General features: G+C 37.2%; 27 protein-coding genes. 9 read left to right on the plus strand and 18 right to left on the minus strand.

Annotated features, from left to right (window positions below; genetic code table 11):
• The first annotated feature begins 46 nt into the window (after window positions 1-46).
• The 4 genes from C1634_RS04900 to C1634_RS04915 are packed head-to-tail and all read left to right on the plus strand — an operon-like array spanning window position 47 to window position 2,800.
• Window positions 47-760, plus strand: a complete 714-nt coding sequence (locus C1634_RS04900) for a hypothetical protein (protein ID WP_103232204.1) — start codon at window positions 47-49, stop codon at window positions 758-760.
• The gene (locus tag C1634_RS04905; protein WP_103232203.1) at window positions 747-1,391 is read left to right on the plus strand and encodes a hypothetical protein; all 645 of its coding nucleotides are present in this window, start codon (window positions 747-749) and stop codon (window positions 1,389-1,391) included. The genes C1634_RS04900 and C1634_RS04905 overlap by 14 nt, the downstream gene beginning before the upstream one ends.
• Window positions 1,361-2,110, plus strand: a complete 750-nt coding sequence (locus C1634_RS04910) for a sensor histidine kinase (protein WP_109737978.1) — start codon at window positions 1,361-1,363, stop codon at window positions 2,108-2,110. Before C1634_RS04905 ends, C1634_RS04910 begins: the two co-directional genes overlap by 31 nt.
• Before the next feature lie 9 nt (window positions 2,111-2,119).
• Window positions 2,120-2,800: a response regulator transcription factor gene (locus tag C1634_RS04915; RefSeq protein WP_103232201.1), complete on the plus strand. Its 681-nt coding sequence runs from the start codon at window positions 2,120-2,122 to the stop codon at window positions 2,798-2,800.
• Window positions 2,801-2,867: 67 nt separating this feature from the next.
• On the opposite strand, the gene C1634_RS04920 is transcribed toward C1634_RS04915, so the two are convergent.
• The 11 genes from C1634_RS04920 to C1634_RS04970 all read right to left on the minus strand — a co-directional run bounded on the left by C1634_RS04920 (window position 2,868) and on the right by C1634_RS04970 (window position 7,419).
• Window positions 2,868-3,131 (minus strand): RebB family R body protein, encoded by a 264-nt coding sequence (locus C1634_RS04920; protein ID WP_047378387.1) that lies wholly within the window; start codon window positions 3,129-3,131, stop codon window positions 2,868-2,870.
• Window positions 3,132-3,215: 84 nt separating this feature from the next.
• Window positions 3,216-3,473 carry a RebB family R body protein gene (locus C1634_RS04925; RefSeq protein ID WP_103232200.1) on the minus strand — a complete coding sequence of 86 codons (258 nt, stop codon included), beginning with the start codon at window positions 3,471-3,473 and terminating at the stop codon, window positions 3,216-3,218.
• A gap of 84 nt (window positions 3,474-3,557) precedes the next feature.
• Window positions 3,558-3,815: a RebB family R body protein gene (locus C1634_RS04930; protein ID WP_047378385.1), complete on the minus strand. Its 258-nt coding sequence runs from the start codon at window positions 3,813-3,815 to the stop codon at window positions 3,558-3,560.
• A gap of 81 nt (window positions 3,816-3,896) precedes the next feature.
• Window positions 3,897-4,154 carry a RebB family R body protein gene (locus C1634_RS04935; protein ID WP_394337093.1) on the minus strand — a complete coding sequence of 86 codons (258 nt, stop codon included), beginning with the start codon at window positions 4,152-4,154 and terminating at the stop codon, window positions 3,897-3,899.
• Window positions 4,155-4,236: 82 nt separating this feature from the next.
• The gene (locus C1634_RS04940; protein ID WP_047378383.1) at window positions 4,237-4,494 is read right to left on the minus strand and encodes a RebB family R body protein; all 258 of its coding nucleotides are present in this window, start codon (window positions 4,492-4,494) and stop codon (window positions 4,237-4,239) included.
• A gap of 462 nt (window positions 4,495-4,956) precedes the next feature.
• A complete protein-coding gene (locus C1634_RS04945; protein ID WP_103232197.1) occupies window positions 4,957-5,184 on the minus strand; it encodes a RebB family R body protein in 228 nt (75 codons plus the stop codon).
• An 18-nt stretch (window positions 5,185-5,202) separates the two neighbouring features.
• A complete protein-coding gene (locus C1634_RS04950; protein WP_103232196.1) occupies window positions 5,203-5,586 on the minus strand; it encodes a hypothetical protein in 384 nt (127 codons plus the stop codon).
• Window positions 5,587-5,616: 30 nt separating this feature from the next.
• On the minus strand, window positions 5,617-6,447 hold the full coding sequence (locus tag C1634_RS04955) for a hypothetical protein (protein ID WP_103232195.1): 831 nt from the start codon (window positions 6,445-6,447) through the stop codon (window positions 5,617-5,619).
• Entirely contained in the window at window positions 6,444-6,632 is a 189-nt protein-coding gene (locus tag C1634_RS04960; RefSeq protein ID WP_103232194.1) for a hypothetical protein, read from the minus strand. Before C1634_RS04960 ends, C1634_RS04955 begins: the two co-directional genes overlap by 4 nt.
• Window positions 6,633-6,670: 38 nt before the next feature.
• Window positions 6,671-7,186 carry a hypothetical protein gene (locus C1634_RS04965; protein ID WP_109737979.1) on the minus strand — a complete coding sequence of 172 codons (516 nt, stop codon included), beginning with the start codon at window positions 7,184-7,186 and terminating at the stop codon, window positions 6,671-6,673.
• 17 nt (window positions 7,187-7,203) lie between these two features.
• Window positions 7,204-7,419 (minus strand): RebB family R body protein, encoded by a 216-nt coding sequence (locus tag C1634_RS04970; protein WP_047433885.1) that lies wholly within the window; start codon window positions 7,417-7,419, stop codon window positions 7,204-7,206.
• 419 nt (window positions 7,420-7,838) lie between these two features.
• On the opposite strand from C1634_RS04970, the gene C1634_RS04975 reads away from it, so the two are divergent.
• The 4 genes from C1634_RS04975 to C1634_RS04990 all read left to right on the plus strand — a co-directional run bounded on the left by C1634_RS04975 (window position 7,839) and on the right by C1634_RS04990 (window position 12,151).
• A complete protein-coding gene (locus tag C1634_RS04975) occupies window positions 7,839-9,347 on the plus strand; it encodes a hypothetical protein (protein ID WP_103232192.1) in 1,509 nt (502 codons plus the stop codon).
• Between the two features lie 116 nt (window positions 9,348-9,463).
• Window positions 9,464-10,036 carry a helix-turn-helix domain-containing protein gene (locus C1634_RS04980; RefSeq protein WP_109737980.1) on the plus strand — a complete coding sequence of 191 codons (573 nt, stop codon included), beginning with the start codon at window positions 9,464-9,466 and terminating at the stop codon, window positions 10,034-10,036.
• 87 nt (window positions 10,037-10,123) lie between these two features.
• Window positions 10,124-11,611 carry a serine hydrolase gene (locus C1634_RS04985; RefSeq protein WP_103232190.1) on the plus strand — a complete coding sequence of 496 codons (1,488 nt, stop codon included), beginning with the start codon at window positions 10,124-10,126 and terminating at the stop codon, window positions 11,609-11,611.
• Window positions 11,612-11,722: 111 nt separating this feature from the next.
• Entirely contained in the window at window positions 11,723-12,151 is a 429-nt protein-coding gene (locus tag C1634_RS04990) for a DUF3592 domain-containing protein (protein WP_103232189.1), read from the plus strand.
• 18 nt (window positions 12,152-12,169) lie between these two features.
• On the opposite strand, the gene C1634_RS04995 is transcribed toward C1634_RS04990, so the two are convergent.
• From C1634_RS04995 to C1634_RS05015, 5 genes are all read right to left on the minus strand, one after another.
• Window positions 12,170-12,715: a hypothetical protein gene (locus C1634_RS04995; protein WP_103232188.1), complete on the minus strand. Its 546-nt coding sequence runs from the start codon at window positions 12,713-12,715 to the stop codon at window positions 12,170-12,172.
• A gap of 113 nt (window positions 12,716-12,828) precedes the next feature.
• Window positions 12,829-14,394, minus strand: coding sequence for an ABC transporter permease/substrate-binding protein (locus tag C1634_RS05000; protein WP_109737981.1), 1,566 nt, complete (start codon window positions 14,392-14,394; stop codon window positions 12,829-12,831).
• Window positions 14,391-15,311 carry an ABC transporter ATP-binding protein gene (locus C1634_RS05005; protein WP_109737982.1) on the minus strand — a complete coding sequence of 307 codons (921 nt, stop codon included), beginning with the start codon at window positions 15,309-15,311 and terminating at the stop codon, window positions 14,391-14,393. The genes C1634_RS05000 and C1634_RS05005 overlap by 4 nt, the downstream gene beginning before the upstream one ends.
• A 10-nt stretch (window positions 15,312-15,321) precedes the next feature.
• Window positions 15,322-16,491, minus strand: a complete 1,170-nt coding sequence (gene egtB / locus C1634_RS05010; RefSeq protein ID WP_109737983.1) for an ergothioneine biosynthesis protein EgtB — start codon at window positions 16,489-16,491, stop codon at window positions 15,322-15,324.
• Window positions 16,492-16,561: 70 nt separating this feature from the next.
• Window positions 16,562-17,545, minus strand: coding sequence for an L-histidine N(alpha)-methyltransferase (locus C1634_RS05015; protein WP_103235659.1), 984 nt, complete (start codon window positions 17,543-17,545; stop codon window positions 16,562-16,564).
• 331 nt (window positions 17,546-17,876) lie between these two features.
• Here C1634_RS05015 and C1634_RS05020 point away from each other — a divergent pair, with 331 nt between their 5' ends.
• Window positions 17,877-18,926, plus strand: coding sequence for an alpha/beta fold hydrolase (locus tag C1634_RS05020; protein ID WP_103235152.1), 1,050 nt, complete (start codon window positions 17,877-17,879; stop codon window positions 18,924-18,926).
• 172 nt (window positions 18,927-19,098) lie between these two features.
• Here C1634_RS05020 and C1634_RS05025 read toward each other — a convergent pair whose 3' ends face one another.
• Together C1634_RS05025 and C1634_RS05030 are read right to left on the minus strand one after the other, a co-directional pair.
• Window positions 19,099-20,241 (minus strand): 1-acyl-sn-glycerol-3-phosphate acyltransferase, encoded by a 1,143-nt coding sequence (locus C1634_RS05025; RefSeq protein WP_103235153.1) that lies wholly within the window; start codon window positions 20,239-20,241, stop codon window positions 19,099-19,101.
• A gap of 193 nt (window positions 20,242-20,434) precedes the next feature.
• A complete protein-coding gene (locus C1634_RS05030; protein ID WP_103235154.1) occupies window positions 20,435-22,279 on the minus strand; it encodes a DUF262 domain-containing protein in 1,845 nt (614 codons plus the stop codon).
• Between the last annotated feature and the right edge of the window lie 293 nt (window positions 22,280-22,572).

Consider the following 22,572-nt stretch of genomic DNA (forward strand, 5'->3'; position numbering starts at 1 on the left):
AAATTTCAACACGTAAAATAATTATCATTCACAAATAAATATTATCATGACTACTGAAAACATCTTTGAAGCTATCAGAAAATGGAAAAATCATATTGATTCTTACAAAAACGGAATTGATATGAATGGAGCAGAAATTTTGAATTATTTGAATCAGGGAACTCACTTCAGCGTTTCAGGTGAAGACATTGAACAATGGAAAAAAAATCTTGAAACTGCAGAACCGAAAATGATTCATGCCTATGTAGGGATTCATGATGGTGAGCTGAAATTTTTCCTGATCGATTCTAAAAGTGATAAAGATGCCAATTTCAGTACCATCCTTATCAAAGATTTTTTACGTGATTTTAGTGAATCAAAAATAGAAAGCAGCAATGATATTGTGGTTGAGGCTCCTCCGATTACTGCAGAGTCTGCCATTAACCGAAACTTCAGATGGAATATGTTTGGTACTTCGTGGCTGCAGTCTCAGAAAACAGAAGATATTTTTCAGTTGATTTCCATACCGTTTTCAGATTATGAAAATATGGGGATTACAGGAGGGCAGACGTGTATCAGTTTCTTTGGACTTACAGATGATTTAGTGAAAAAAGATTCAGATTTTCCTTATCATATCGAAATTATTACAGTGAAAAGTCTGTCGATTAATCATATGAGCGAAACCGCAGAAAATTATTCTACTCCAAGACCTCCTTTTACGATTATTGATACTCTTAATGATTATCAACTTCTGAAGCAAAGCACCAGTGTTTTCGTATAACAGTTTATCCCTGTATTTACAGATTATTATTAATCTCGTTTTATGTACAGGGCTGATTATATTGGTAAAAGAAGGGATAAAATCAAAACTTCCTGTGATTGTGCTTCTTTCAGGAGAATTCATGCTGGAGCTGTCTGATTTGGCTGGACGGCTGATGAAATTAAATACATTCAATATCTACAATTATACATTGAGCCAGTTTTTTGGTTTGATGATTCTTACGGTGATCTATAGCAATTACTATATCCAGCTTTCCCGTGAGGTAAGATGGATGATCTATTGTTACGCCATATTAACCCTGATTACAAATGTGCTGTATGTGCAAAATGATATGCAGGTTACCTTTTATTCCAATATTATCACCAGCGTTATTATTTGTAGCTATGCGGCCTCTTATTTTATGAAAATCATCAGGGAAGGCAGGACAGATAGAGATATGTTTGTTGTAAACATCATTGTTTTCCTGTTTTTTTCTATTGAATGTCTCATATCCACTACCTTTAATTTTTTAATCAGCAACCACCTGAATTGGGTAGCCCCTATCTGGCTTTTCAGAGGCATCCTGCTATTGTCTTTTTATATTTCTTTTATTAATCTGGGATGTGGCGTTGGGAAAATCAGGATCAGATAGTTGTATGGATATGGATCGGTATTGGACTATTTTCTTTAACAACGGTATTCATTACGTTATTGGTGATCAGTTATTTAAAAAGCATCAGGGAAAACAAACAGAAAGTCTCCCGAATGGTCCGGAATACAAAAAATGAACATTGGGAGAATATGCTGCTTTTACAGGAACAGGACAGGGAACGCCTGGCAGAAGAACTTCATGATAATATTATTTCACAGTTGAATCTTATCCGTCTGAATCTTAATGATAAAAATCCCGAAGAGCTTAATCGTGATTTAAAAAAATCGATGCAGCTGATACGGGAGTTGTCTCATAATCTTACACCACCTGATCTTGAAGAGATCGAGCTGGCGGATTTAATAGCAGATTATCTTGAACAGGTTAATAAAAATGTAGAGGTGATTTTCCGGCATATTACCATACAAATACCCATCAGCAGCCCTGTAAAACTGAACCTTTTCAGAATCGTACAGGAACTGATCACCAATATTCTGAAACATGCTGATGCGACCAGAGTAGATGTATCCCTGAGAATATCTTTGAACTATCTGATGCTGACGATAGAAGATAACGGCCGTGGATTTATCGTAGAAACTCACTCTGGAGGTATTGGTCTGAGGAATATTCAGTCAAGAGCACAAAAAATTAAAGCCATTTATAAACTTAAAACCCAGCCTGAGAAAGGCACCAAATTCATTGCCTGTATGGCAATACAATAAAAAATAAACATGGAACACTCAAAAATTAAAATCGGAATTGTAGATGATGATCTGCTGTTTGTGCAGCTTTTGAAAAATTATATCGAAAATAGTGGCGACTATCAGGTTGTCCTGACTTCTACAGGCGGACATCAGTTTCTCACAGAGCAGGATTCTGTGGTTTTAGATATTCTGATTCTGGATCTGAGAATGACGAATGGTGACGGCCTTGAGGTAATGGCCGAACTCGGTAAAAAAGAAACAGAAACAAAAATCATTGTTCTTTCCAGCTTCTACCGCCGTTCATTCATGGGGCAGATGCTGAAAATGGGAGCTCATGCTTTTTTACCTAAAGAAATTGAACTGGAGGAACTTTTGGCAGTCATCAAAACCGTTCATCATACCGGACATTATTTTTCCAACGATCAGATTGATGTCATGAGAACCCAGCTTTCCAATAAACTCCGGGAATTTCACGCATTTTCCAGAAATGAGCTCACCGAAAGAGAAATAGATGTTTTACGACTTGTCTGCCAGCAGCTGAGCACCAAGGAAATTGCAGATTCTCTTTTCATTTCACCCAAAACAGTAGAAACGCATAAGACGAATCTTATGATTAAGACAGGAGTAAAAAATATGGCTGGGCTTGTTATTTATGCCGTACAAAATAAGGTGATAGATCCCAACGAAATTGTATTATTTGATAAGTAGTTTTATCCAAAAAAGAATCAGGGAGCACATGATTGTACTCCCTGATAACAAGAAATCTAAAAATACACTATAATTTAGGATTCAATACTTTAGCAATAGAAACTGCATCCGCTACAGTGTCCAGGCTATAGATCTGCAGAATACCCTGAGTAGTCGCTGCCTGACCTAAAATGTTTTGTTGGTTTTGTGCATTCACTGCATTTTCAAACATGATTCCTGTAGAATGGGCAGCAGATTGATATACGTTACTTAAAGCCATTGCAGGAGATTCTGCTACTACTTTTACGTTCGACTGCGTTACTGCGTCTGTGATTTGTTCGTTTACTGGCATAATGATTATTGTTTATTGGGTTAAAGGTTAACCGGATTTTCCGGCGGTTTGGATAATAGTTTTAAAGAGGTCCGCAAAAGTGGATTACGGATTAAGAATTTTAGCCATAGAAACAGCATCTGCAATGGTATCCAGACTGTAGATCTGTGCGATACCCTGTGTAGTAGCTGCCTGAGTGACAACATTCTGTTGGTTTTGTGCGCTCACCGCATTTTCAAACATGATTCCTGTAGAATGGGCTGCTGTCTGATATACGTTGCTTAAAGCTACTGCAGGAGATTCTGCAACTACCTTTACGTTCGACTGTGTTACTGCGTCTGTGATTTGTTCGTTTACTGGCATAATGATTATTGTTTATTGGGGTTAAAAAACAACCGGAAAATCCGGTTGTTCGGAAAATGGAATTCAGCTGTTCGCAAAAATAGATTACGGATTAAGGATTTTAGCCATAGAAACAGCATCAGCAATGGTATCCAGACTGTAGATCTGAGTGATACCCTGTGTAGTAGCTGCCTGAGAGACAATATTCTGTTGGTTTTGTGTATTCACTGCATTTTCAAACATGATTCCTGTAGAATGTGCAGCAGATTGATACACGTTAGCTAAAGCCATTGCAGGAGATTCCGCTACTACTTTTACGTTTGATTGTGTTACTGCGTCTGTGATTTTTTCGTTTACTGGCATAATGATTATTGTTTATTTGGGTTAAAATAACCGGGTGTTCCGGCTTTAAAATGGGTTGTATTCTGCGGTATGCAAAATGGATTAGGGTTTAAGAATTTTAGCAATTGAGATGGCATCCGCTATGGTATCTTTACTGTAGATTTGAGAGATTCCTTGCGTAGTGGCTGCTTGTGTAACGATGTTGTGTTGATTTTGGTTGTTCATCGCATTTTCAAACATGATTCCCGTAGAATGTGCAGCAGATTGGTACACGTTAGCGATAGCCATTGCAGGAGATTCTGCTACTACCTTTACATTAGACTGCGTTACTGCATCTGTGATTTGTTCGTTAACTGGCATAATGATTATTGTTTATTTAGGTTAAAAAACGACCGGATTATCCGGCTGAGAGAATTACTTTTTTCTCAAAAAAGTGTAAAAACTACGGCTTAAGAATCTTAGCGATAGAAACCGCATCTGCTACCGTATCCAGGCTGTAGATCTGCAGAATACCCTGAGTGGTAGCTGCCTGACCTAAAATGTTCTGCTGGTTTTGTGCATTTACTGCATTTTCAAACATGATTCCTGTAGAATGTGCAGCAGATTGGTACACGTTGGCAAGAGCCATTGCAGGAGATTCTCCTACTACTTTCACGTTAGATTGCGTTACTGCGTCTGTGATTTGTTCATTAACTGGCATAATTGTAATTGTTTTTTTTGAGATCTGATCTCGGTTAATAATTATTGAGGTAAACTAGTTTTATGTTCTATCTTTTAAACTCACCACAGATCCTCCAGATGAATAGATTTCAAAGGCATTGGTATTGACAGGTTATGAATAAATTAGACTTGAAGGGTGGCTCTGAATACAATGGTTGAAACCCTGTCTGTAAAATCTGCGCGAGTTTAAAGCATATTTTTTTGGTAAAAGGATGCGGTTTCTATTTTAATATATGTCTTAAAAATAAATTCCTGCTGCAGGCATGCCGGCAATGTCGGATTCCTTTGGGCTAAATATGGATTCTGAATAATTGCTTTTGTACATTGACGGCATCTGAAAAACGGTGTAAAATAAATGTTGACCTGATTGTATTATATTGAGGGCACCAGCTTTCATCTTTGCAGGGAAATAAACCGCATCCGTAGTTTTTAGAGTCTTAGATTAAAAACGTTCTTTTTTAATGGTCTCAAGTTGCTTGAGCTTTATATTTTTTGGACTCATCTTTTTTACGCCCATGACATAATTGGTGATCCCGGTCATGGCGTTCCGTTGTTGATTCAACGCAGAATTGATCTGCATCTGTCCGGTAGAATGGGCGCTTACCTGTGTGGAAATAGCCTGAGGTACAGCGGTAGACATTCCTGTAATAATTACATTAATTTCGTCCATATATTGATTTTGATGTTTTTAAGGTCGGATATTGCCAAATCGGGCATTCAGTTTATTCATTCGGTCCATGATTTTGAGTTCCTTCTCTTTTACCTTTGCTGATGATGCTTCCTGAAGCTTTTTCAACTGCTCTTCATAGTTCATCACAGGGGTTTCAGGAGGAGCTTGTGTGGCAATCTGAGTCTGGGCAGATTCCTGCTGTTTTACGGCTTCTTCCAGCTTTTCCAGGAGAGGAGCAAGCGACTTCATGGTCTCTTTGATAGCTTTATCTTTGATATAGCTCACGATCTCATCTTCATGTCTTAACACAAAAGGCATGATTTCTTTTTCTACCATTTCTGGTTCCGTCACGGGTACCGGAGTTTGGGGAACGGGAGCTTTCTTGCGGATTCTTCTGCGCATACATCTTGTTTTAAAATACGATACAACTTACTACAGCAGATAATTAATAAATGCAGACGCAGATTTCCAGTCCCGGTTGAGATCTTTAACCACGTTATATCCCGTAATCTCCAAAGCGATACATGCTGAAATAGCGCTGGCAGACAACATTTCTTTTAACTGGTGCGGAGGAAGAGTCAGTATATAATCATCTGGAATGATAAGCGATTTGCTACCGGATGGAGGGGTTTCATTCACTACAATACTCAGGATTTCCTGAAAATAATGAGCAATCAGCTTGGATGCCTGAAATTCCAGCTCCCTTTTTAATGCGACTATTTCATCCTGGGTCACCAGTTCAGAAATAGCACTTACATCCACATCATGTACAGAATATTGTGCTTCACCGGTGTCTGATGGAGTGATCGTAATATCCGTCTTCAGCGTCCATTTCGATTTTTCAAGATTAATTGTAAGAAGTTTTGAGTCATAATCAGGGACGACAATTTCGTTCAGAGTGGTAAGCGGTAAGATTCTTATATTACAGTAAAAGACCTTTGGATCATCCAGCTTGACCATGATCACAGCAATTCCCGTGGATTTATCTTTAGGTTCCACTACAAAAGACTGAAAATGATTGTATCGTTTCCCTCCTCTGTTGAGGCAGTTGACCAGTCTTATCGACGGCTGAATATTAATATCAGAGGTCTGAAGATTAAATACAAAACGCTCCGAATTGTGTTCTGTCTTTTTAGGTTCTGCACTTTTGGTGTCCAGATAATTGATTTCACTGTTTTTGATCAGATAAAGTCTTTCATTTAAATCATTTAAACTTTCCAGATTTAAAATTTTGGCGGGTTTGGTTACTGAGGAATAATTCATCTCTTATTTATTTTAATTTTTTCAATGAGTTGGGCTATTATTGTTTTTCTCTTTGGGTGTACTTCAGGCTCTACTGAAGGAATTACTGCTTCTTTAATCTCTGGTTTTACGAGTGGCTGTGTCAGTTTTACTGATTTTAATACTAATTTTCCCCCATGATCAGCCGTGATAAAGCTTTTTCTCATACTTTCCTTTTCTGATGAGACTTCTTCCGGAACCGGATCTACTCGTTTTTTTTTTCAGGATCTTCAGTCTCAGGGATTACTTCCGTATAGGATGGGGGAGAAGGAAGGGCTTCTGAGACTGGAAGCGCGTTGACATTATAAATAGTATTGGAAATTTTAGCCTTTACTTCAGCATATTCACTTACCATTTTGAATAAGTCTTTCATCATTTCATTGCCTTTTCCTGCATCCTGACCCTGAAGATTCTCGGCCATCTGAACAGAAGTTTCTTTACTGCCCGGAGCCGGCCCGAAAGTCGTTCCATACGTCAGTAGATTATTGGCCAGTCTGCTTAATGCGATAAGACCTACCTGCTCAAATCCTTTTAAAAAAGACTGTAAATCCTGAACCATCATTCCTGTAGATTGTTCTATCATTACTTTCGTTACTCCGGTCATTGGAGAACCCTTAGGGGGAGCCAGTACCTCACTGTTCACAAATACTACAGCTTTCTCCGCCGGAGTGGTAGCATTGGCTGCCTGGGATTGTTGGGTTTCACTGTTGTTTTCACTCATGATGGTAAGGTTTTAGATTATCCTTTTAAAATTTTAATGGCATCTGCAACAATCGCAGGGTTGAGCTGGTTCAAGTTCTGCTGGTTTGTTACAGAATTCTGAATAGAAATTCCACTGGCATGCGTGGCCATCTGGTAAAGCATACTCATAGCCTGTGCGGGAGACTCACCAAGTACGGTAACGTTAGTCTGCGTTACTGCATCTGTAGTCTGGGTGTTTACTGTATCTGCCATATTCTGGTTTTAATGGGTTACTATTGTTTTTATTTTCAAGCCTCTTTTTTCAAAGACTTTTCTTTCAACTCAACCTTTATATTATTTTTTGATTAAGTCTTCACTGTGAGATTGTTGATCTCTTTTGTCTGATACAAATTTCATCAAACAGAATAAATCTTCATTAAGGGAAAAAACTGAATTTTAAAAAATAAGGGAATTCTCCTATGAGTGAAATTTTGAAACGATGAGTTCTGTTTTAGAATAATAAAAGGCAGAAAATAATTCATGAGCTTACTGAATTAAATACATGAATACACAAATACATCATCTGTGAATACGGGTAAACCCCTAGTTTCTGAAAATGGGTAGATCCCCTCTATTTTGGCGGGAGCTTTACCTTGAAATTTGCTGTATAACATATTATAACAGTAAACGATATGATAAGAAATAGACCCGTTAAAAAGAAAAGATCCACAGCAACTGTTTCCAATACAGTTAGTGCTCTTCACAGACATGAACCTGGACCTCAACCTCAACCTAGGCCAGAACCCAGACCTAGAAATGAATCTAAAGTACTCATTCAACCTGGATATGCCACAGGGGATATGTTTGGAATTGCAGCCGCTTTAATTGATGATGATGAACTTAATGTTGTAATTTCAAAAGGCGACGGCACAGTCACAGACCATACGGATAAAGCAGATTCTATAAAAAGATTCTATAGAGATTCCGGAATAGGTGAGGACAGAATACATGTTGTAGAAGTAAAACAGTTAAGGGGAGATAAAGCCGGTAAGAGAAAATTAGAAAATAAAGCACGTGAGTTTCAGCCAAGAGGGTATATTAAAGGGGTGAACTATGGAACAGATTACATTGCGAGGAAATACTCGCCGGCCTTAAGGGATAAGTTAAAAGAAAAATGGAAGGTTAATAGCAATAACGATGAAGATGAGGCTATAAAAAAATGGTTGGAGCAAAAAGGAATACCTACGAGTGGAACCAATTTGCTCATTTTATGGTCCCGTTTCAGTGGGAAAGGAGGAGATATTCATATAGAGCACGATACAAGCTATACAGGTATCAGGCAGATTATTTATAGAGTAGCGGAGATGTATGATGCTATCATTATTACAGGAGATAAAGGTTATGTTAAGGAGAAAGAATCTAAATTTGATGATATTGTCAATGAGGTCGAAAGTATTATTCACCCTTCCAAAGTATTCAATATCACCGAATTTTGGAATGAAGAATCAGAATCGTTATTTGCATGGGGAGGCAATACCCGTTTTGGTCAGTTTAAACTATATGACTATTTTGAAAGACACTTTACCCATGTAAAGCATCTGGGTTTCAGAAGCGGTAACCTTGAAGTGATGGCGATGTTAGGATATAAGGTCAGGTATATGGAAGAAGAAGGAAGTGAGAGTGGAAGCAGGATGTTTGCCTGGCGGGATGTAGGAGGAGGCAAGACTCAAAAAAGAGGAGATGCCACCGGATATGAACGTTTGCTGCTGAGTGAACCTCCAACACGATCAGGTAAATTTCTTCAGGAAAAGATAAAAGAAATCAATCAAAGAATTGAGGGCGAATTAGATGAAGAGATTAACAAAATAATAATGAGCTCAGAAGCCAAAACAGAAACACAGATAAAATACCTGAAGGAACAGCTTAAACCTAATATAGAAGCAAGATTCAGAAGAGAAAAAAGAGATTATATAGGGGCACATTTTGCTCCGCGTAAAAAAGATGGGACACTACCAACACCCATACCAAAAGAAGAAAAAAACAGATTTTATGAAGGATTTAATGACAAAGATATGGAGCTAATTCTCACATTTTTACGGCCTGAGCGATGGATTGAAAAAGAAATTACTTATAACCCCATAATTCCACCAAAAATGAAAGTTTATGAAAGACTATTGGAGAGCTCTGAAAAGACTTATTAAAAAAACATCCTTATCCTTCAAAAAGACAGCATTTTGTATCCGTACAGAATGCTGTTTTATTTTATTACTATTAAAAAATGTAAATTAGCTGACGAAAATTAATTGGAAGGCATACTATGTCCAAGCTAAAAGCCATAAGAGAACAGAACAATCTGACCCAGGAAGAACTATCAGAAAAATCAAAGATTTCTGTGAGAACCATTCAAAGGATAGAAGCTGGGACAGAACCGAAAGGGTATACCCTCAAAACTCTTGCGCAGGTTTTGGAGATAGAAGAATCTGCATTGCTGCAGGACACCCCTCAGGAAATTCCAGAAGCAGATGAGGTGGAAACAAAAGTAGAAGAAGAGCCAATTCCAATCAACTATTCTTATATTAAAATCATTAACCTTTCCTCATTATTATTTACCCTTTTACCCCCTCTGAATATTTTTGTTCCATTGCTGCTGATGTTTACCATGAAACAACGAAATAGTCTCGTAAGACAAATCATTTCGATTCAGATAATATGGACAATAATGGCTCCTATTATATTCATGCTCGGGATCTTTTTAAAGCCGGGGCCAAAGCTTACATTAGTGCTTATGATCATCATTATCCTGTCTAATATATTTGTTATTCTTCGGAATGCTGCAGAAATAGACCGTTATAAAAAATTATATTACAAGTTGAATTTCAATATGATATAGATCGTGTCACGGCTTTGTCGGGTTTTTGTCGGGTTCATTTTTATTTAAAAAATGAAATGAAATTGAATCTTTGTCAAAAAAATAATAATGACAAAAACGGCACAGTTTATTCTTCCTTTTTTTATTCTGCTCTTTAGTACAATTCATGCACAGACAGAAAAAACAGATCCTCTTTACACAACAATTATGTCGAAAGACAGTCTGCTTTTTTCAGTAGGCTACAATACTTGCAACATCAGGCAGATGGAAAGTATGTTAAGCAACAGATTTGAATTCTATCACGATAAAGGCGGTTTTGAGGATAAAGAGAAATTCATCATTGATTTTAAAAACGGATTGTGTAAATCTCCGGAAACCTATCAGCTCAAGAGAGTCTTGGTTGCGAAAAGTACTGAGATTTATCCCATGTATAAAGATGGGAAAATATATGCTGCCATTCAGAATGGAGATCATCTGTTTTATGAAAAGGCAGGAAATCAGGCTGAGAAATTAGTAGGGGAAGCAAAGTTTACACATCTGTGGGTGTTGGAAAATGCTGAGTGGAAACTTAAGAATTCATTGAGCTTTAATCACCATCCAAAGCAAACTACCGACAGTGAAACCATGTTTGATAACGACCAGTCGATGCAAAGCTGGTTGAAAGAAAATAATATTCCTACCCTGGGATTAGGAATTATCGAAGGAGGAAAATTACAGAAAGTAAAAGTTTTTGGAGACTATAAAAAAGGAGTTTCAGCTCCCCGAAATGCCTATTTTAATGTTGCATCCCTCACCAAACCTGTTACAGCAATGGTCGCCTTACGTCTTGTAAGTTCAGGACAGTGGAAGTTGGATGAACCTTTAGATGCCTATTGGACAGATCCTGATATCATCAACGACCCAAGACATAAAAAATTAACAACCAGGATTGTCCTGAGCCATCAGACCGGTTTTCCCAACTGGAGATGGATGAATGCTGACAAAAAACTGAACTTTCAGTTTGATCCTGGCACAAAATATCAATATTCAGGAGAAGGATTTGAATACCTTCGGAAAGCCCTCGAAAAGAAATTTGGAAAGCCATTGGAGCAACTTGCCAAAGAGCTTATCTTTCAACCTCTCAACATGAGCGACACCAACTATATTTGGGATCAGAATACGGATGAGTCTAGATTTGTGACAGGATATAATGAAAAAGGAGTTGCTTATCCAATAGAGAAAATTAAAGCGGCTAATGCGGCTGATGATCTGCATACCACGATAGAAGATTACGGAAATTTTATGATCAGCGTGATGAAGGGGAAAAACCTGAAACCTGAAATATTCCGGGAAATGATCAAAAAGCAGGTGAAAATCAAAGAAAATAAGTATTTCGGATTAGGTCTTGAAATCTATGACCTTGGAAATGGTGAATATGCCCTATCTCATGGCGGATCGGATCAGGGTACAAGATGTATTGCCATTGTATTACCCAATTCAGGAAAAGGGATTGTGATATTTACGAATGTAGATGACGGTTACAAAGTCTATGAAAAGCTGGTTCTTCATTATCTGGGCAAAGAGGGACGGAAAATCGTTGATATAGAAAGCAAATAGAAAGCATACTTTTCAGGCTTTAATGATGAAGTGATAAATCTTTGTATATTTAGAGTATCAATCTGAAAATAAATGAGATAGTAAAAATATCTGTTTTCAGGATGAAATAGTATGAACGGAAATAAAAGCAAAATTATGTGGCAGTATTATATTATCCTTGGAGCAGGAGTAATTCTGTTTGTGGCAGCATTGCTGAGCCTAAAAAACACTCTTTTTTTCTTAAAAAAAGCAGAAAAGGCAACAGCTACCGTCACCTCACTACGGGTGTTTGAATCGGATGGAGAAGTATTTAGCCCTCTCTTTACCTTCCGTACCCGGAATAATATTGAATATACCTATGAACTGTCGGAAGGTACCAATCCTTCAGCTTGGTATGTGGGCGAAACTGAGACTGTTATTTATGACCCAGCAGACCCGTCTTCTGTAACTTTGTACACTTATTTCAGAATCTTTGCATGGCCTTTAATATTGGTTTCTATAGCGTTGCCATTACTGGTGATAGGAGGAGGTTATTTTATTGCCAATCAGTTTTTAAAATAACCAGCTCCTACTATATTTCTATTTTACCTTTTCAAGAAGATATAATTTAGCCCCGGAAAATGCCAGCTTAGGCATCAGGTTTCCTTCCAGAATCATCGTTTTACTGTTGGCGTCAACCACCGAAATATAATTATTAGAATTGTATTCTATATAATTCTCCTTTTCCTTAGTAGCAGGATTTTTTCCAAACTCTAAAGAATATTTTACCCAATCTTCATCTTGTGAACTGCAGTGTACCGGTTTGAATTTAGACTTTTTAGCTTTGAAAATAATCTGATCAAAACCTTCTGCACATTCTGAAGTAAATGAACCATCAGGATTCTGATCCTTTGAGAAATCCTCAAAAGAACCACGATAAACTCCTACCACTTTCCAGGTGCCATCCAGACGGTCTTCATCAATTTTCCCTTTCGCTTTGCTTACTGCCCAGCTGATTCCGTTTACAGCACCTTTTACCGCTTTATAGCTTAAGCTGACTGCACCGGAGACCACTTTTGTAGCCGTTCTTACCACGCATGAATTGAGAACAAGAACAGCCGAAGCCAGGAATATCATTTTTTTCATATTGTCAAGTTTTTTTATCTCCTGCGAAGATAGTATTTTAAAAAAAATCTTAAGCTATTTTACAATCAATGGAAAGAAATTAGAAAAATAAGAACACCCATACCGTACAGTCTTTACTTCCCATTAAAATACCTTTTAAGGTCAGATATATTTTTAATATGAAGCTCTTCGGCCTGCTTTCTTCGCATCATCAATGCATAAGCATTATTAAATCCTAAAGGCTGCAGCCATCGAATTCCATATTGCTTTTCAAACTCTGAATTCACATACCGGTAGGTTTTGTCAGGACTTTGGGAAACATTTCTGATCATCTCTTTCGTAGGTTGTAAAAGGACGAGAAGCCCGGTTCCTGTATATTCAGGATAAAAATCAATGGCGTCATTTGTTAAGGCATCAAAACAGATTTTGGTTCCTCCCAAGCCTGTTTTTGTTTCTACTTTATAGTCTGTATAGCCTTCAATAAGCATTTTATACATTTCTGCGAGAATATATTGTTCCCCAAAGATCTTTGAACCAATCCGAACCGTCCCTGAATTTCCCTTTCGTGGACTTTTATACAGATTATTTCTGATTAAAAAATCCTTCGCAATCTTTTCCGGGGTCTGATTGAGATGATCAGACCTGTAATTCAAATCGGTCATGATAGAATCATTGAACTTTCCAGCCAACAGATTTAAGGTCTTTTCCAGTTCCGGAAATTTTTTCAATGTTTTGATCTTGATGATGGGAGCGGCAAAATAGGGTGGGAATATCTTTTTATCATCATTCAATACATACAGATCAAAAGCTTTGATTCTGCCGTCTGTAGAATATCCGCTGATCAGATCAAGTTCCTTTTCATAGGCCGCTTTATACATAATGGCATCACTTACCACAAGCGGATGTACGTTGAGTCCATATACAGAACGCAATCCAAGGTCGCCATCCTGCCTTCCCATAAACTCCGGGGTAAAACCAGCCTTGATCGTACGGTTTGAGACAGAAGTCAGTAGATAACCTATTCCTAGAATAATAAAGAGGATGGGAAGTATATATTTCAGTTTTTGAAAGAATTGATATCCCGATTTTTGTATCATGGCAATTGTTTGATCCAATACAACAGCAAGTAATGCTGCCGGAATGGCTCCTGCCAAAATCATATTGGTATTGTTAAGCGAAATACCTCCGAAGATAAACTCTCCCAAACCGCCTGCTGCAACAAAAGAAGCCAAAGTAGCAACTCCCACATTAATAACCGCTGCGGTTCTTATTCCGGCAACAATGACAGGCATCGCCAAAGGAAGTTTTACCTTAAAAAGAAGCTGGCTCCTGTTCATTCCCATTGCTTTGGCTGCCTCAATAACTGCCGGATCTACGCCTGTAATTCCGGTATAGGTATTTCGGATGATAGGAAGAAGTGCATAGATCAGCAAAGCTGCAATCGCTGGTTTTGGACCAATACCAAAAACGGGAATCATAAATCCCAGCAATGCTATACTCGGAATGGTTTGTAAAATCCCAGCAATACCCAGTACCGGACTGGAAAGTTTCTTTTTTCTGGCGATCAGGATTCCTAAAGGGACTCCAACAATAATAGCCAGAAGCAGAGACAAAAAAGTAAGCCCAAGGTGTTGAATAACCTGGGTGATCAGCTTTTCCTGCTGTTCAGAAATAAATTCCCAAAGACTCTGCTGCGTCATACAATCTGTGATTTTCTATAATGATTAAACGCTCTGATCAGCTCCTCATACACCTCAGCATTTTGATGACCGGAGCTTAACTGCTGTAAAACATCCCATACGCTTATATTATCGATACTTTCTAGTTCATGATATGATTTTTCAGGACTAAGGAAGGGACTGATATGTTGTAAAGTCGCTACTTTATATTCTAATAAAAGCCGGTTTTCAGCAAAGAAATCACGAACAAAATGATTGGAAGGATGGTAAAGGATTTCTTTGGGAGTGCCGGTCTGTACAATTTTTCCCTGATCCATAAGGCATATCCGATGTCCCAGATCAAATGCTTCCTGTACATCATGCGTAACCAATACAATCGTTTTGTTTTTAAGATCCTCCAGTGATTTAAATTCTGAATGAATATCTGCCTTGGTAATATTATCCAAAGCCCCGAAAGGTTCATCCATCAGTAAAACCGGGCTGTCTGCAATCAAAGCTCTTGCAATACCCACCCGCTGCTGCTGTCCGCCGCTTAGCTCATGGGGGAATCGGGAAAGGACCTCTTCAGAAAGATGAAGTTTAGCCAACAGCTCATGAGTTCTTCTTTCCGTTTTCTTTTTGTCCCACTTAAGCAGTTCCGGAACTACCGCAATATTCTGCTGAATGGTATAATGAGGAAATAAACCGGAATGCTGCATTACAAAGCCAATTCCCATTCGCAGTTCCTCGGCTTTCTGATCACGTATATTTTTACCATCAATAAAAATATTCCCCGCATCTGCTTCTATGAGACGGTTGATCATCTTAAGGGTGGTTGTTTTACCACATCCGCTGGTTCCTAAAAGAACAAGGATCTCCTGATCAAATGCCTGAAAAGAAATATGATCTACTGCCTTTTTTCCATTAAAACTCTTAGATATTGATTCTACTTTGATCATCGGTAAACAATTACTGAGCAAGCCTGATTCCTGTGAACTGCCATTTCAAATGGGTTTGAAAAAAATTACGGTACGTATTTCTGCTGTGTCCCGGAGGAGTAGCTTCTGAAGCACCCCGCAACACTGTTTGATTGACCATAAATTTTCCATTATATTCACCTACAGCCCCTGCCTCTTTTTTAAAATGAGGGTAGGGCAGATACGCAGAATTCGTCCATTCCCAACGGCTTCCCCAATCAAAATGATGAGAAGCTGCTTCCCATTCTGCTTCAGTAGGGAGACGCATTCTTTTCCATGATGCAAAAGCAGATGCTTCATAGAAATTAATATGGCACACCGGGGCATTGTGATCTATTTCCTGTAATCCGTTTAAGGTATAATTCATCCATTGACCTTCAATATAATGCCAGTATAGCGGAGATTTTGCAGAATTTTGCTTCACCCAGTCCCATCCTTCCGCATGCCAGTGTTTAAAATCTGAATACCCACCTGCTTCCATAAATTCTAAATATTCACCGTTGGTTACCAGCTGATTGGCGATTTCAAAGTCTGTAAGATATACTTTATGTCTTCCTAATTCATTATCAAAACAGAATCCTTCCCCTTCAAAACCAATTTCATAGACTCCTTCCGGAAATCTGAGCAGTTGCAGCTCTCCGGAACCATATTGTTGAGGTTTTTCTTTTGTATAGGAAGGGAAGAGCGGGTTGTGTCCTAGAATATATTTGATATCAGTGACTAATAATTCCTGATGCTGCTGTTCATGATTAAGACCTAATTCCAAAAGTGGTTCTATAGATTCTTTCATAAATGAGCTTTGAAGAAAAGCCTTCATCTGCTCATCTACATATTTTCTGTATAGATACACGTCTGAAACGGAAGGACGGCTGAGATTTCCGCGGTCGGTCCGGATGACCCGCGCTCCGATGGTTTCATAGTAACTGTTAAAAACAAAATTATACTGAGGATCAAAAACCTCGTATTGGGGAAAATTCGGCATCAAAATAAAAGTTTCAAAAAACCAAGTGGTGTGACCAAGATGCCATTTCGGAGGACTTACATCTACAATAGGCTGTACTACATAATCTTCTATTTCCAGTGGAGCGCAGATTTCTTCAGAACGTCTGCGGATATCCACATATTTTTTTACGATATCTTTTGTGGGGATCTCTGGTGTCATATCTTTTTGTTTTTAGTGCTTGATTTTCATTTTTTCACTCTTGCAGATGTGATGGGTTGCAAGGGTTCATTTATTTTACCTGCCAGACAGTATCTACAAACCATTTTTTAGAATCTTTGATCTCTCCGGTGATGGTAAAACCCGATTTTTCGCCCAATTCTTTAATCTTTTCAGCAGAGAATTTCTGTGAAATTTCCATATCAATAAGTTCATTTTCTTCAAATGAAATCCGGGTATTGCCAATGGTCACCTGCTGGTTGATAAGGCTTACCAGAAAACTTCTGCAGGCTCCGGTAATGGGATCATAAGTCTGATAATGCTGAAATTGCTCAAGATTAAAATCTCCACACAGTTCATTGTTAATGCGGGTCAGAAGATTAAGATTAAAGGAAGCGGTGATCCCTTCTTTATCATTATACGCACTCAAAATAGTGTGGGGATTCTTTTTAAGGTCAAAACCTACCAACACACGGTCTTTTGAAGATAGATTGGTATTCAGATGCAGACAGAAATCTTCAGCTTCTTCCGGAGTCATATTGCCAATATTGCTTCCTAAAAACAAAACGACTTTTCTTCGGTCAGATAACGAGGCCGCTTTTTGAAGCATCTCAAAATAATCACCTTCCAAGCAGGTGATTTTCATTTCCGGAAACTGACTGCTTAGTTTTTTATGGAGAATCGAAAGAATATTTCCCGAAATATCAATCGGCATATAAGTAAAATCAACTCCCTTTCTGATCAGCTGTTCCAGTAAATAAGTTGACTTCATAGCATCGCCTGCTCCCAGTTCAATCAGATCAAAAGATTCGTTTTCAGGAATGAGAAGATGGGTAAGTTCATCCGTTTTATTTTGAAAAATATCCAGCTCGCAACGGGTCAGATAATAGTCAGGCATGGCCATGATTTTCTGGAAAAGATGATCGCCGATTTTATCGTAGAAGTATTTTGAAGATAATTTTTTGGGAGTATGCTGCAGTCCATTCAGAACGTCCAAACGGAAATGATCAACAGACTCTTTTTCAGTCTTAGAATGTGGATCTAACTGTAAATTCATAAGCCTTATTTTGTGTGGTTTTTTTAGATGGCTGCAATTATCCTGCCTTTCATAACATTCAATTCCTTTGCCTTTTATCTAATTAAATATAAACAATTTTACTTTTAATGGAGTGATTTTCAAAATGTTTTTACAAGATGTGGTATTTTTTTTACCTGTCAGAAATCCTATCAGTTGATCGTAAAAGCTGAAAAAAGAAGAGTAGGGAAGCAATTGTCTGGTTTAACGCCGGAAAATCAGTATTCCCCCTTCAATATGACCTGTTCAAAGTATTTACCCTTATTTCTATCTCTGTTTTACAATAGTTTTACCATTACAAAATATCACTATTATGAATACTACATTGAATTTCAGTAAAAAAATACAATTCATTTTATCCCTTGCTATTTTTATGGGAATGGGGTTGTTGTCTCTAAAAGCACAGGCTTATGCCACTGGCGGAGAAGAGCTTGAAAACGCAGCTGCAAGATCAGCTTTTCAGAATACAAAGAGAATCAGAGCCGGACTGTTGGAGGTAGGCTATGCAGAAATAGGACCTGAAAGCGGGAAACCTGTCATCCTTCTTCATGGATGGCCCTATGATATCCATAGTTTTGAACAGTCCTCTGCTATACTTGCTGAAAAAGGCTACCGTGTTTTGGTTCCTTATTTAAGAGGTTATGGAACAACTACTTTTGTATCTCCGGATACAAAACGCAATGGTCAGCAGAGTGCTGTTGCATTGGATATCATTGCTTTTATGGATGCCCTGAAAATTGATAAAGCGGTCATTGGCGGTTTTGACTGGGGAGCCAGAACAGCGGATATCATGGCAGCACTGTGGCCTGAACGCTGCTCCGGACTGGTGGCGGTAAGCGGATATTTAATAGGAAGTCCAAAGGCTAATGAAAAACCTCTCTCACCCAATGCTGAATTTTTATGGTGGTATCAGTATTACTTTTCAACTGAAAGAGGATATAAAGGGTATAAAGCCAATACAGAAGCATTTAATAAATTAATATGGAAAACTGCCTCGCCAAAATGGGCTTTTGATGACCAGACCTATGAACGTTCTGCCGGAGCATTCAATAATCCAGATCATGTTGATATTGTGATCCACAATTACCGCTGGCGCCTGGGATTGGCTAATGGAGAAAAAAAATACGATGTGCTTGAAGCCGAACTGGCGAAATCTCCGGCTATTACAGTCCCAACAGTTACCTTGGAAGGCGATGCAAACGGAGCAGCGTTTCCTGCTCCGGAAAATTATGCTTCCAAATATACAGGCAAATATGCACATCATACACTTACGGGTGGGGTTGGACGTAATTTGCCACAAGAGGCTCCAAAAGCATTTGCAGATGCGATCATAGAGGTGGGTTCTATGTCACAGAACCAATAAAAATCTGCCGGATATAAGGTATAATAACAGTCTTATTAGAATTATAATCTTATCGAGGGTAGAGAGCATCTAAGGATTTAGCCATTTTGTAAAATTCCCTGCTTGTGCCCTCAATAAAAGCAAAAACCACTACTCAACAGCAGTGGTTTTTATTAATATTATATCGTAGTACTTATTTCTGGAAACCTTCTTCCAATTTCAGCTTATTCACCAAAGGATTTGCATACATCGCTAAGAAATACTCTCTCGAAACAGGTTCGGAGGGATCAATACGCATTTCAAGTCTGCGGACAAACAATTGTTTTTCCTGTTCAGTATATTCAGATGCGTAGATATTGGTGTTGTGAAGCAGGTCATAAGCAATAAACTTCGTTGGCCAAAGTTTATAATTACTGATAATTGAACGGTCAATAACCTGTGAAATGGCTTGCAGCTGTTTATTTTTATTATCAATGGTGGCTGCAATATCATCCAGTTCTGTATCAATAACATCACCGGCATGCAGATGAATGCGTTTTTTTTGTCCAAGAATTCCACTCAATATATTGGTAAAATCTTCATTTTTACCTTTGATATATTCCTCATCTCTGTGCTGTGCCAGCAGTTGAGGCATTTTTAAGGAATCTGTAGGATCGTACTCATAAGAGATGGAGATCGGAACAATCTTTAATGTTTTAAAATAATCCGTCAGCGACTGGTCTCCGGATGCCATAGCAAGCATTTTCAAAACGCCCTGCTGGGTAGAATCGTTACCGTCTTTTGTACGGCCTTCACGCTGGGCAATCCATACTGAGCGGTTTTCCTTATGCAACAGCTCATCAATATACTCAGACATGGTCTGTGAACTTTTAAGTTGTTCCCGAAGTGATAATCCTCTTTGTACTAAAAAGTTACGATTCAATTTAGCCAGTACATTCAAAAACTTTTTACGGACAAGATTATCACCGATGGCCGAAGCGGTCATAATATAACCACCTTCCAGCAATACCAGATTAAGCAGTGAAGTATCCAGAACAATATCCCTGTGGTTCGAGATGAAAAGGTAAGAGGTATTTTTATCCAGCTTATCGAAGCCGGAAGTTGTTAAACCCTCAGAACTTTTCGCAAGGATCTGACGAACGGCATAGGCTACAAACTGATGCTGAAAATCACTTATGGAATGAACCTCTTTAAACTGTTCAAGCCAAACCTGCTCATCTGCACCAGGAAAAGTAAAATTCATAAATGCTTTCATCATGGGATCATGGGCAATACTCCCTAATCTTTCATTTACTTCCTGATCAGAAAAATACCGGATTTCATCAAACTTCGACATGCAATTATTCAAAAATTAAAACTTTTTGCAAAAGAACGAAAATTTATCTGGGGATAGGGTATAATGGATGTTAAAGTATTATGAATGGCGTAGGAATTAATAACTGACAATGTTGATGGGATCTTTCTTTATTATTCTTTGATAAATAAAACCGCTCCGAAAAGCGGTCTCATATTCGTAATTAATTATAAAATTAATGTTTCTTTAATTCTAAAAATGTTTTAAGTGAATTACCTCTATAATATTTCATAATCAAATCAACAATCCTATCCTGATTAGAAATTATAGAGTCTTTGTTCCATTCATCATAGTTCATTAAAACAAAGTTAGTATTGGCTCTAGCTTCAATTGCTCCTTTATATTTATTTTTTTTAGTTTCATAGTCTTTATTGCTTAATGATGAATTCTTATTTCTATCGATCAAAACTAGATTACCAATTTTGTGAAGCCACTCTTTATGAAAATCAGAATCTATCGACCATAATGTGTTTTCAATTTTTTGAGGTAATAAGTGTTCTATACTTGATGAGTTCTTATTGTATTGAAGTTGATTATTTTTGTTACCCATTAGCAAATCTAATTTTAATAAAATGTATCTGGTTTTGTTAACTTTGGTTCCACTAAACCCTCCCCATTTATCATTTTTGAGACTTACTTCCAGATCATTAATATCCAAAGGCTTTTCTGAGCTTATATTTTCGTCAAAATAATCATACTTTAAACAATTATCATTAATCATTAAAACACTCCCTTCTTCAGTAGTTATTTCCTTATTACGAACTTTATCTCCGTAAAAGTCTATTTTTTTAAGAATATTGAATGTTCTGGTCATTGATTGCCTTCTACCTAAAAGCCAACTTAAAGAATACAGATTATCAATTTTAATCAAAAATTCGATAATGTTATTGTCTCCAAAAATTTCTCTAAAATGCATTAAAGGTGTTAAATATTGTGAACCATATACACTGGAAAGAATAAAATTTATATTAGAAAATAAGTTTGCAGATTCTTTTGTACTTATACTGGAATTATTTAATGCAATAAAGTGTTTAATATATTTTTCAATTAAATCTAATGTTTCTGCCCCTTTTGTGATGATCCCCTTTTTGAACATATAATCAAAAGCTTTTGTTAAACTTTGATTATCATCACTTCTATATTTCATTTTAACAAAAACGACAGCCCATAAAAACTCATCAAAGGATTTATAAGGTAAGTTTATTTTATTTTCGAAATCAGACCATTTGTTTGCATATTCGCGTCTTATTTTATCATTTGCAATGACCCTAAGATTTTGAGCTCTTAAAATATCACTAACTTGTAATTGTAACCCTCTACTATTTAACACAGTAAAGAGGTTATATGCATCGTCAAGATTATTTGGTGTGGCTAAATAAAGAGCTAAGACTTTTGTTGATAAGTATTTATAAAATTCGTTGAGAAATGTTTGAAATTCTTCCTGGTTTTCTTTTTCCTTATTATTGAACCAGTTCAAGATAATACTTAATCCATTGGCCAAATTTCTTACAGAAGTGCTATTTTCATGATTGTTTGAAATTTGTTCCAATTGAGAAACACTAAGCTCAACTTCAGTAATGATATAATTATCAATAAATTCTTTATCATCCCTGATGTCAAACTCTATTCTATTTCTTGCAGGAACATTGTTGAATTCATCAGCTTCTTGTATTAATCTATTTTGAACATTTTTTTTAAGATCAGCATTTTGGGATAGATTACGTAGAGAAGCATGTAATAAGAAAAGTGTTAAAAAACGTTGTTGCCCATCCAGGATATCTTGAAATTTGTATTTTATGTCATTAGAAATATTTTCACGTGTATTCCAGATCATACAACCTAAAAAATACTCCTTCTCCTTATTACTTTCCAGTGCATTTGTTATATCATCTAAAAAATTTTCGATTTGATCTATTCCCCAAACATAAGGGCGTTGATATTCGGGAATATTATAGAACTGTTCAGGGCTAAATATATCTTTTATATATTTTTTTCCTGTTATCAAAGTGTTGTTGTCCATTTAAATTTTAAAGGTCTAGTTTTATTATTTTAATTAAGGTGCCTAAATTACAAAAACATACTAAATTAAATACCACAAAAACCGATAATGTCTTTTGAAAAAGGTTGTGTTTTTTGAGTATATCCACTTTCTTTATTGACATACAATAGCTAATAAAATTCTACATTTAGTATAAAAAAAGCACGCTTTCACGTGCTCTTTGAGAAAAAGTTGAATTGCTTCAGGTTTTATTAAGGCTGATTGTATAGGTGTTTACTGAGGCGTTTGTGTGGTCACAAAGAATTACTTCAAAT

Source organism: Chryseobacterium viscerum (genome assembly GCF_002899945.2).
Taxonomy (GTDB): Bacteria; Bacteroidota; Bacteroidia; order Flavobacteriales; family Weeksellaceae; genus Chryseobacterium; species Chryseobacterium viscerum.

Bases quoted from the DNA above. Each gene is read 5' to 3' on its own strand.
- C1634_RS04900 (WP_103232204.1), top strand. From the start codon at position 47: ATGACTACTGAAAACATCTTTGAAGCTATCAGAAAATGGAAAAATCAT.
- C1634_RS04940 (WP_047378383.1), bottom strand. From the start codon at position 4,494: ATGCCAGTTAATGAACAAATCACAGACGCAGTAACGCAATCTAACGTG.
- C1634_RS04980 (WP_109737980.1), top strand. From the start codon at position 9,464: ATGTCCAAGCTAAAAGCCATAAGAGAACAGAACAATCTGACCCAGGAA.
- C1634_RS04985 (WP_103232190.1), top strand. From the start codon at position 10,124: ATGACAAAAACGGCACAGTTTATTCTTCCTTTTTTTATTCTGCTCTTT.
- C1634_RS04955 (WP_103232195.1), bottom strand. From the start codon at position 6,447: ATGAATTATTCCTCAGTAACCAAACCCGCCAAAATTTTAAATCTGGAA.
- C1634_RS04915 (WP_103232201.1), top strand. From the start codon at position 2,120: ATGGAACACTCAAAAATTAAAATCGGAATTGTAGATGATGATCTGCTG.
- C1634_RS04930 (WP_047378385.1), bottom strand. From the start codon at position 3,815: ATGCCAGTAAACGAAAAAATCACAGACGCAGTAACACAATCAAACGTA.
- C1634_RS04960 (WP_103232194.1), bottom strand. From the start codon at position 6,632: ATGAGAAAAAGCTTTATCACGGCTGATCATGGGGGAAAATTAGTATTA.
- C1634_RS04925 (WP_103232200.1), bottom strand. From the start codon at position 3,473: ATGCCAGTAAACGAACAAATCACAGACGCAGTAACACAGTCGAACGTA.
- C1634_RS05015 (WP_103235659.1), bottom strand. From the start codon at position 17,545: ATGAATTTACAGTTAGATCCACATTCTAAGACTGAAAAAGAGTCTGTT.
- C1634_RS05020 (WP_103235152.1), top strand. From the start codon at position 17,877: ATGAATACTACATTGAATTTCAGTAAAAAAATACAATTCATTTTATCC.
- C1634_RS04975 (WP_103232192.1), top strand. From the start codon at position 7,839: ATGATAAGAAATAGACCCGTTAAAAAGAAAAGATCCACAGCAACTGTT.
- C1634_RS05005 (WP_109737982.1), bottom strand. From the start codon at position 15,311: ATGATCAAAGTAGAATCAATATCTAAGAGTTTTAATGGAAAAAAGGCA.
- C1634_RS04910 (WP_109737978.1), top strand. From the start codon at position 1,361: ATGTGGCGTTGGGAAAATCAGGATCAGATAGTTGTATGGATATGGATC.
- C1634_RS05025 (WP_103235153.1), bottom strand. From the start codon at position 20,241: ATGTCGAAGTTTGATGAAATCCGGTATTTTTCTGATCAGGAAGTAAAT.
- C1634_RS04920 (WP_047378387.1), bottom strand. From the start codon at position 3,131: ATGCCAGTAAACGAACAAATCACAGACGCAGTAACGCAGTCGAACGTA.
- C1634_RS04945 (WP_103232197.1), bottom strand. From the start codon at position 5,184: ATGGACGAAATTAATGTAATTATTACAGGAATGTCTACCGCTGTACCT.
- C1634_RS04950 (WP_103232196.1), bottom strand. From the start codon at position 5,586: ATGCGCAGAAGAATCCGCAAGAAAGCTCCCGTTCCCCAAACTCCGGTA.
- egtB (WP_109737983.1), bottom strand. From the start codon at position 16,491: ATGACACCAGAGATCCCCACAAAAGATATCGTAAAAAAATATGTGGAT.
- C1634_RS04965 (WP_109737979.1), bottom strand. From the start codon at position 7,186: ATGAGTGAAAACAACAGTGAAACCCAACAATCCCAGGCAGCCAATGCT.
- C1634_RS04935 (WP_394337093.1), bottom strand. From the start codon at position 4,154: ATGCCAGTTAACGAACAAATCACAGATGCAGTAACGCAGTCTAATGTA.
- C1634_RS04990 (WP_103232189.1), top strand. From the start codon at position 11,723: ATGAACGGAAATAAAAGCAAAATTATGTGGCAGTATTATATTATCCTT.
- C1634_RS05030 (WP_103235154.1), bottom strand. From the start codon at position 22,279: ATGGACAACAACACTTTGATAACAGGAAAAAAATATATAAAAGATATA.
- C1634_RS04995 (WP_103232188.1), bottom strand. From the start codon at position 12,715: ATGAAAAAAATGATATTCCTGGCTTCGGCTGTTCTTGTTCTCAATTCA.
- C1634_RS05000 (WP_109737981.1), bottom strand. From the start codon at position 14,394: ATGACGCAGCAGAGTCTTTGGGAATTTATTTCTGAACAGCAGGAAAAG.
- C1634_RS04970 (WP_047433885.1), bottom strand. From the start codon at position 7,419: ATGGCAGATACAGTAAACACCCAGACTACAGATGCAGTAACGCAGACT.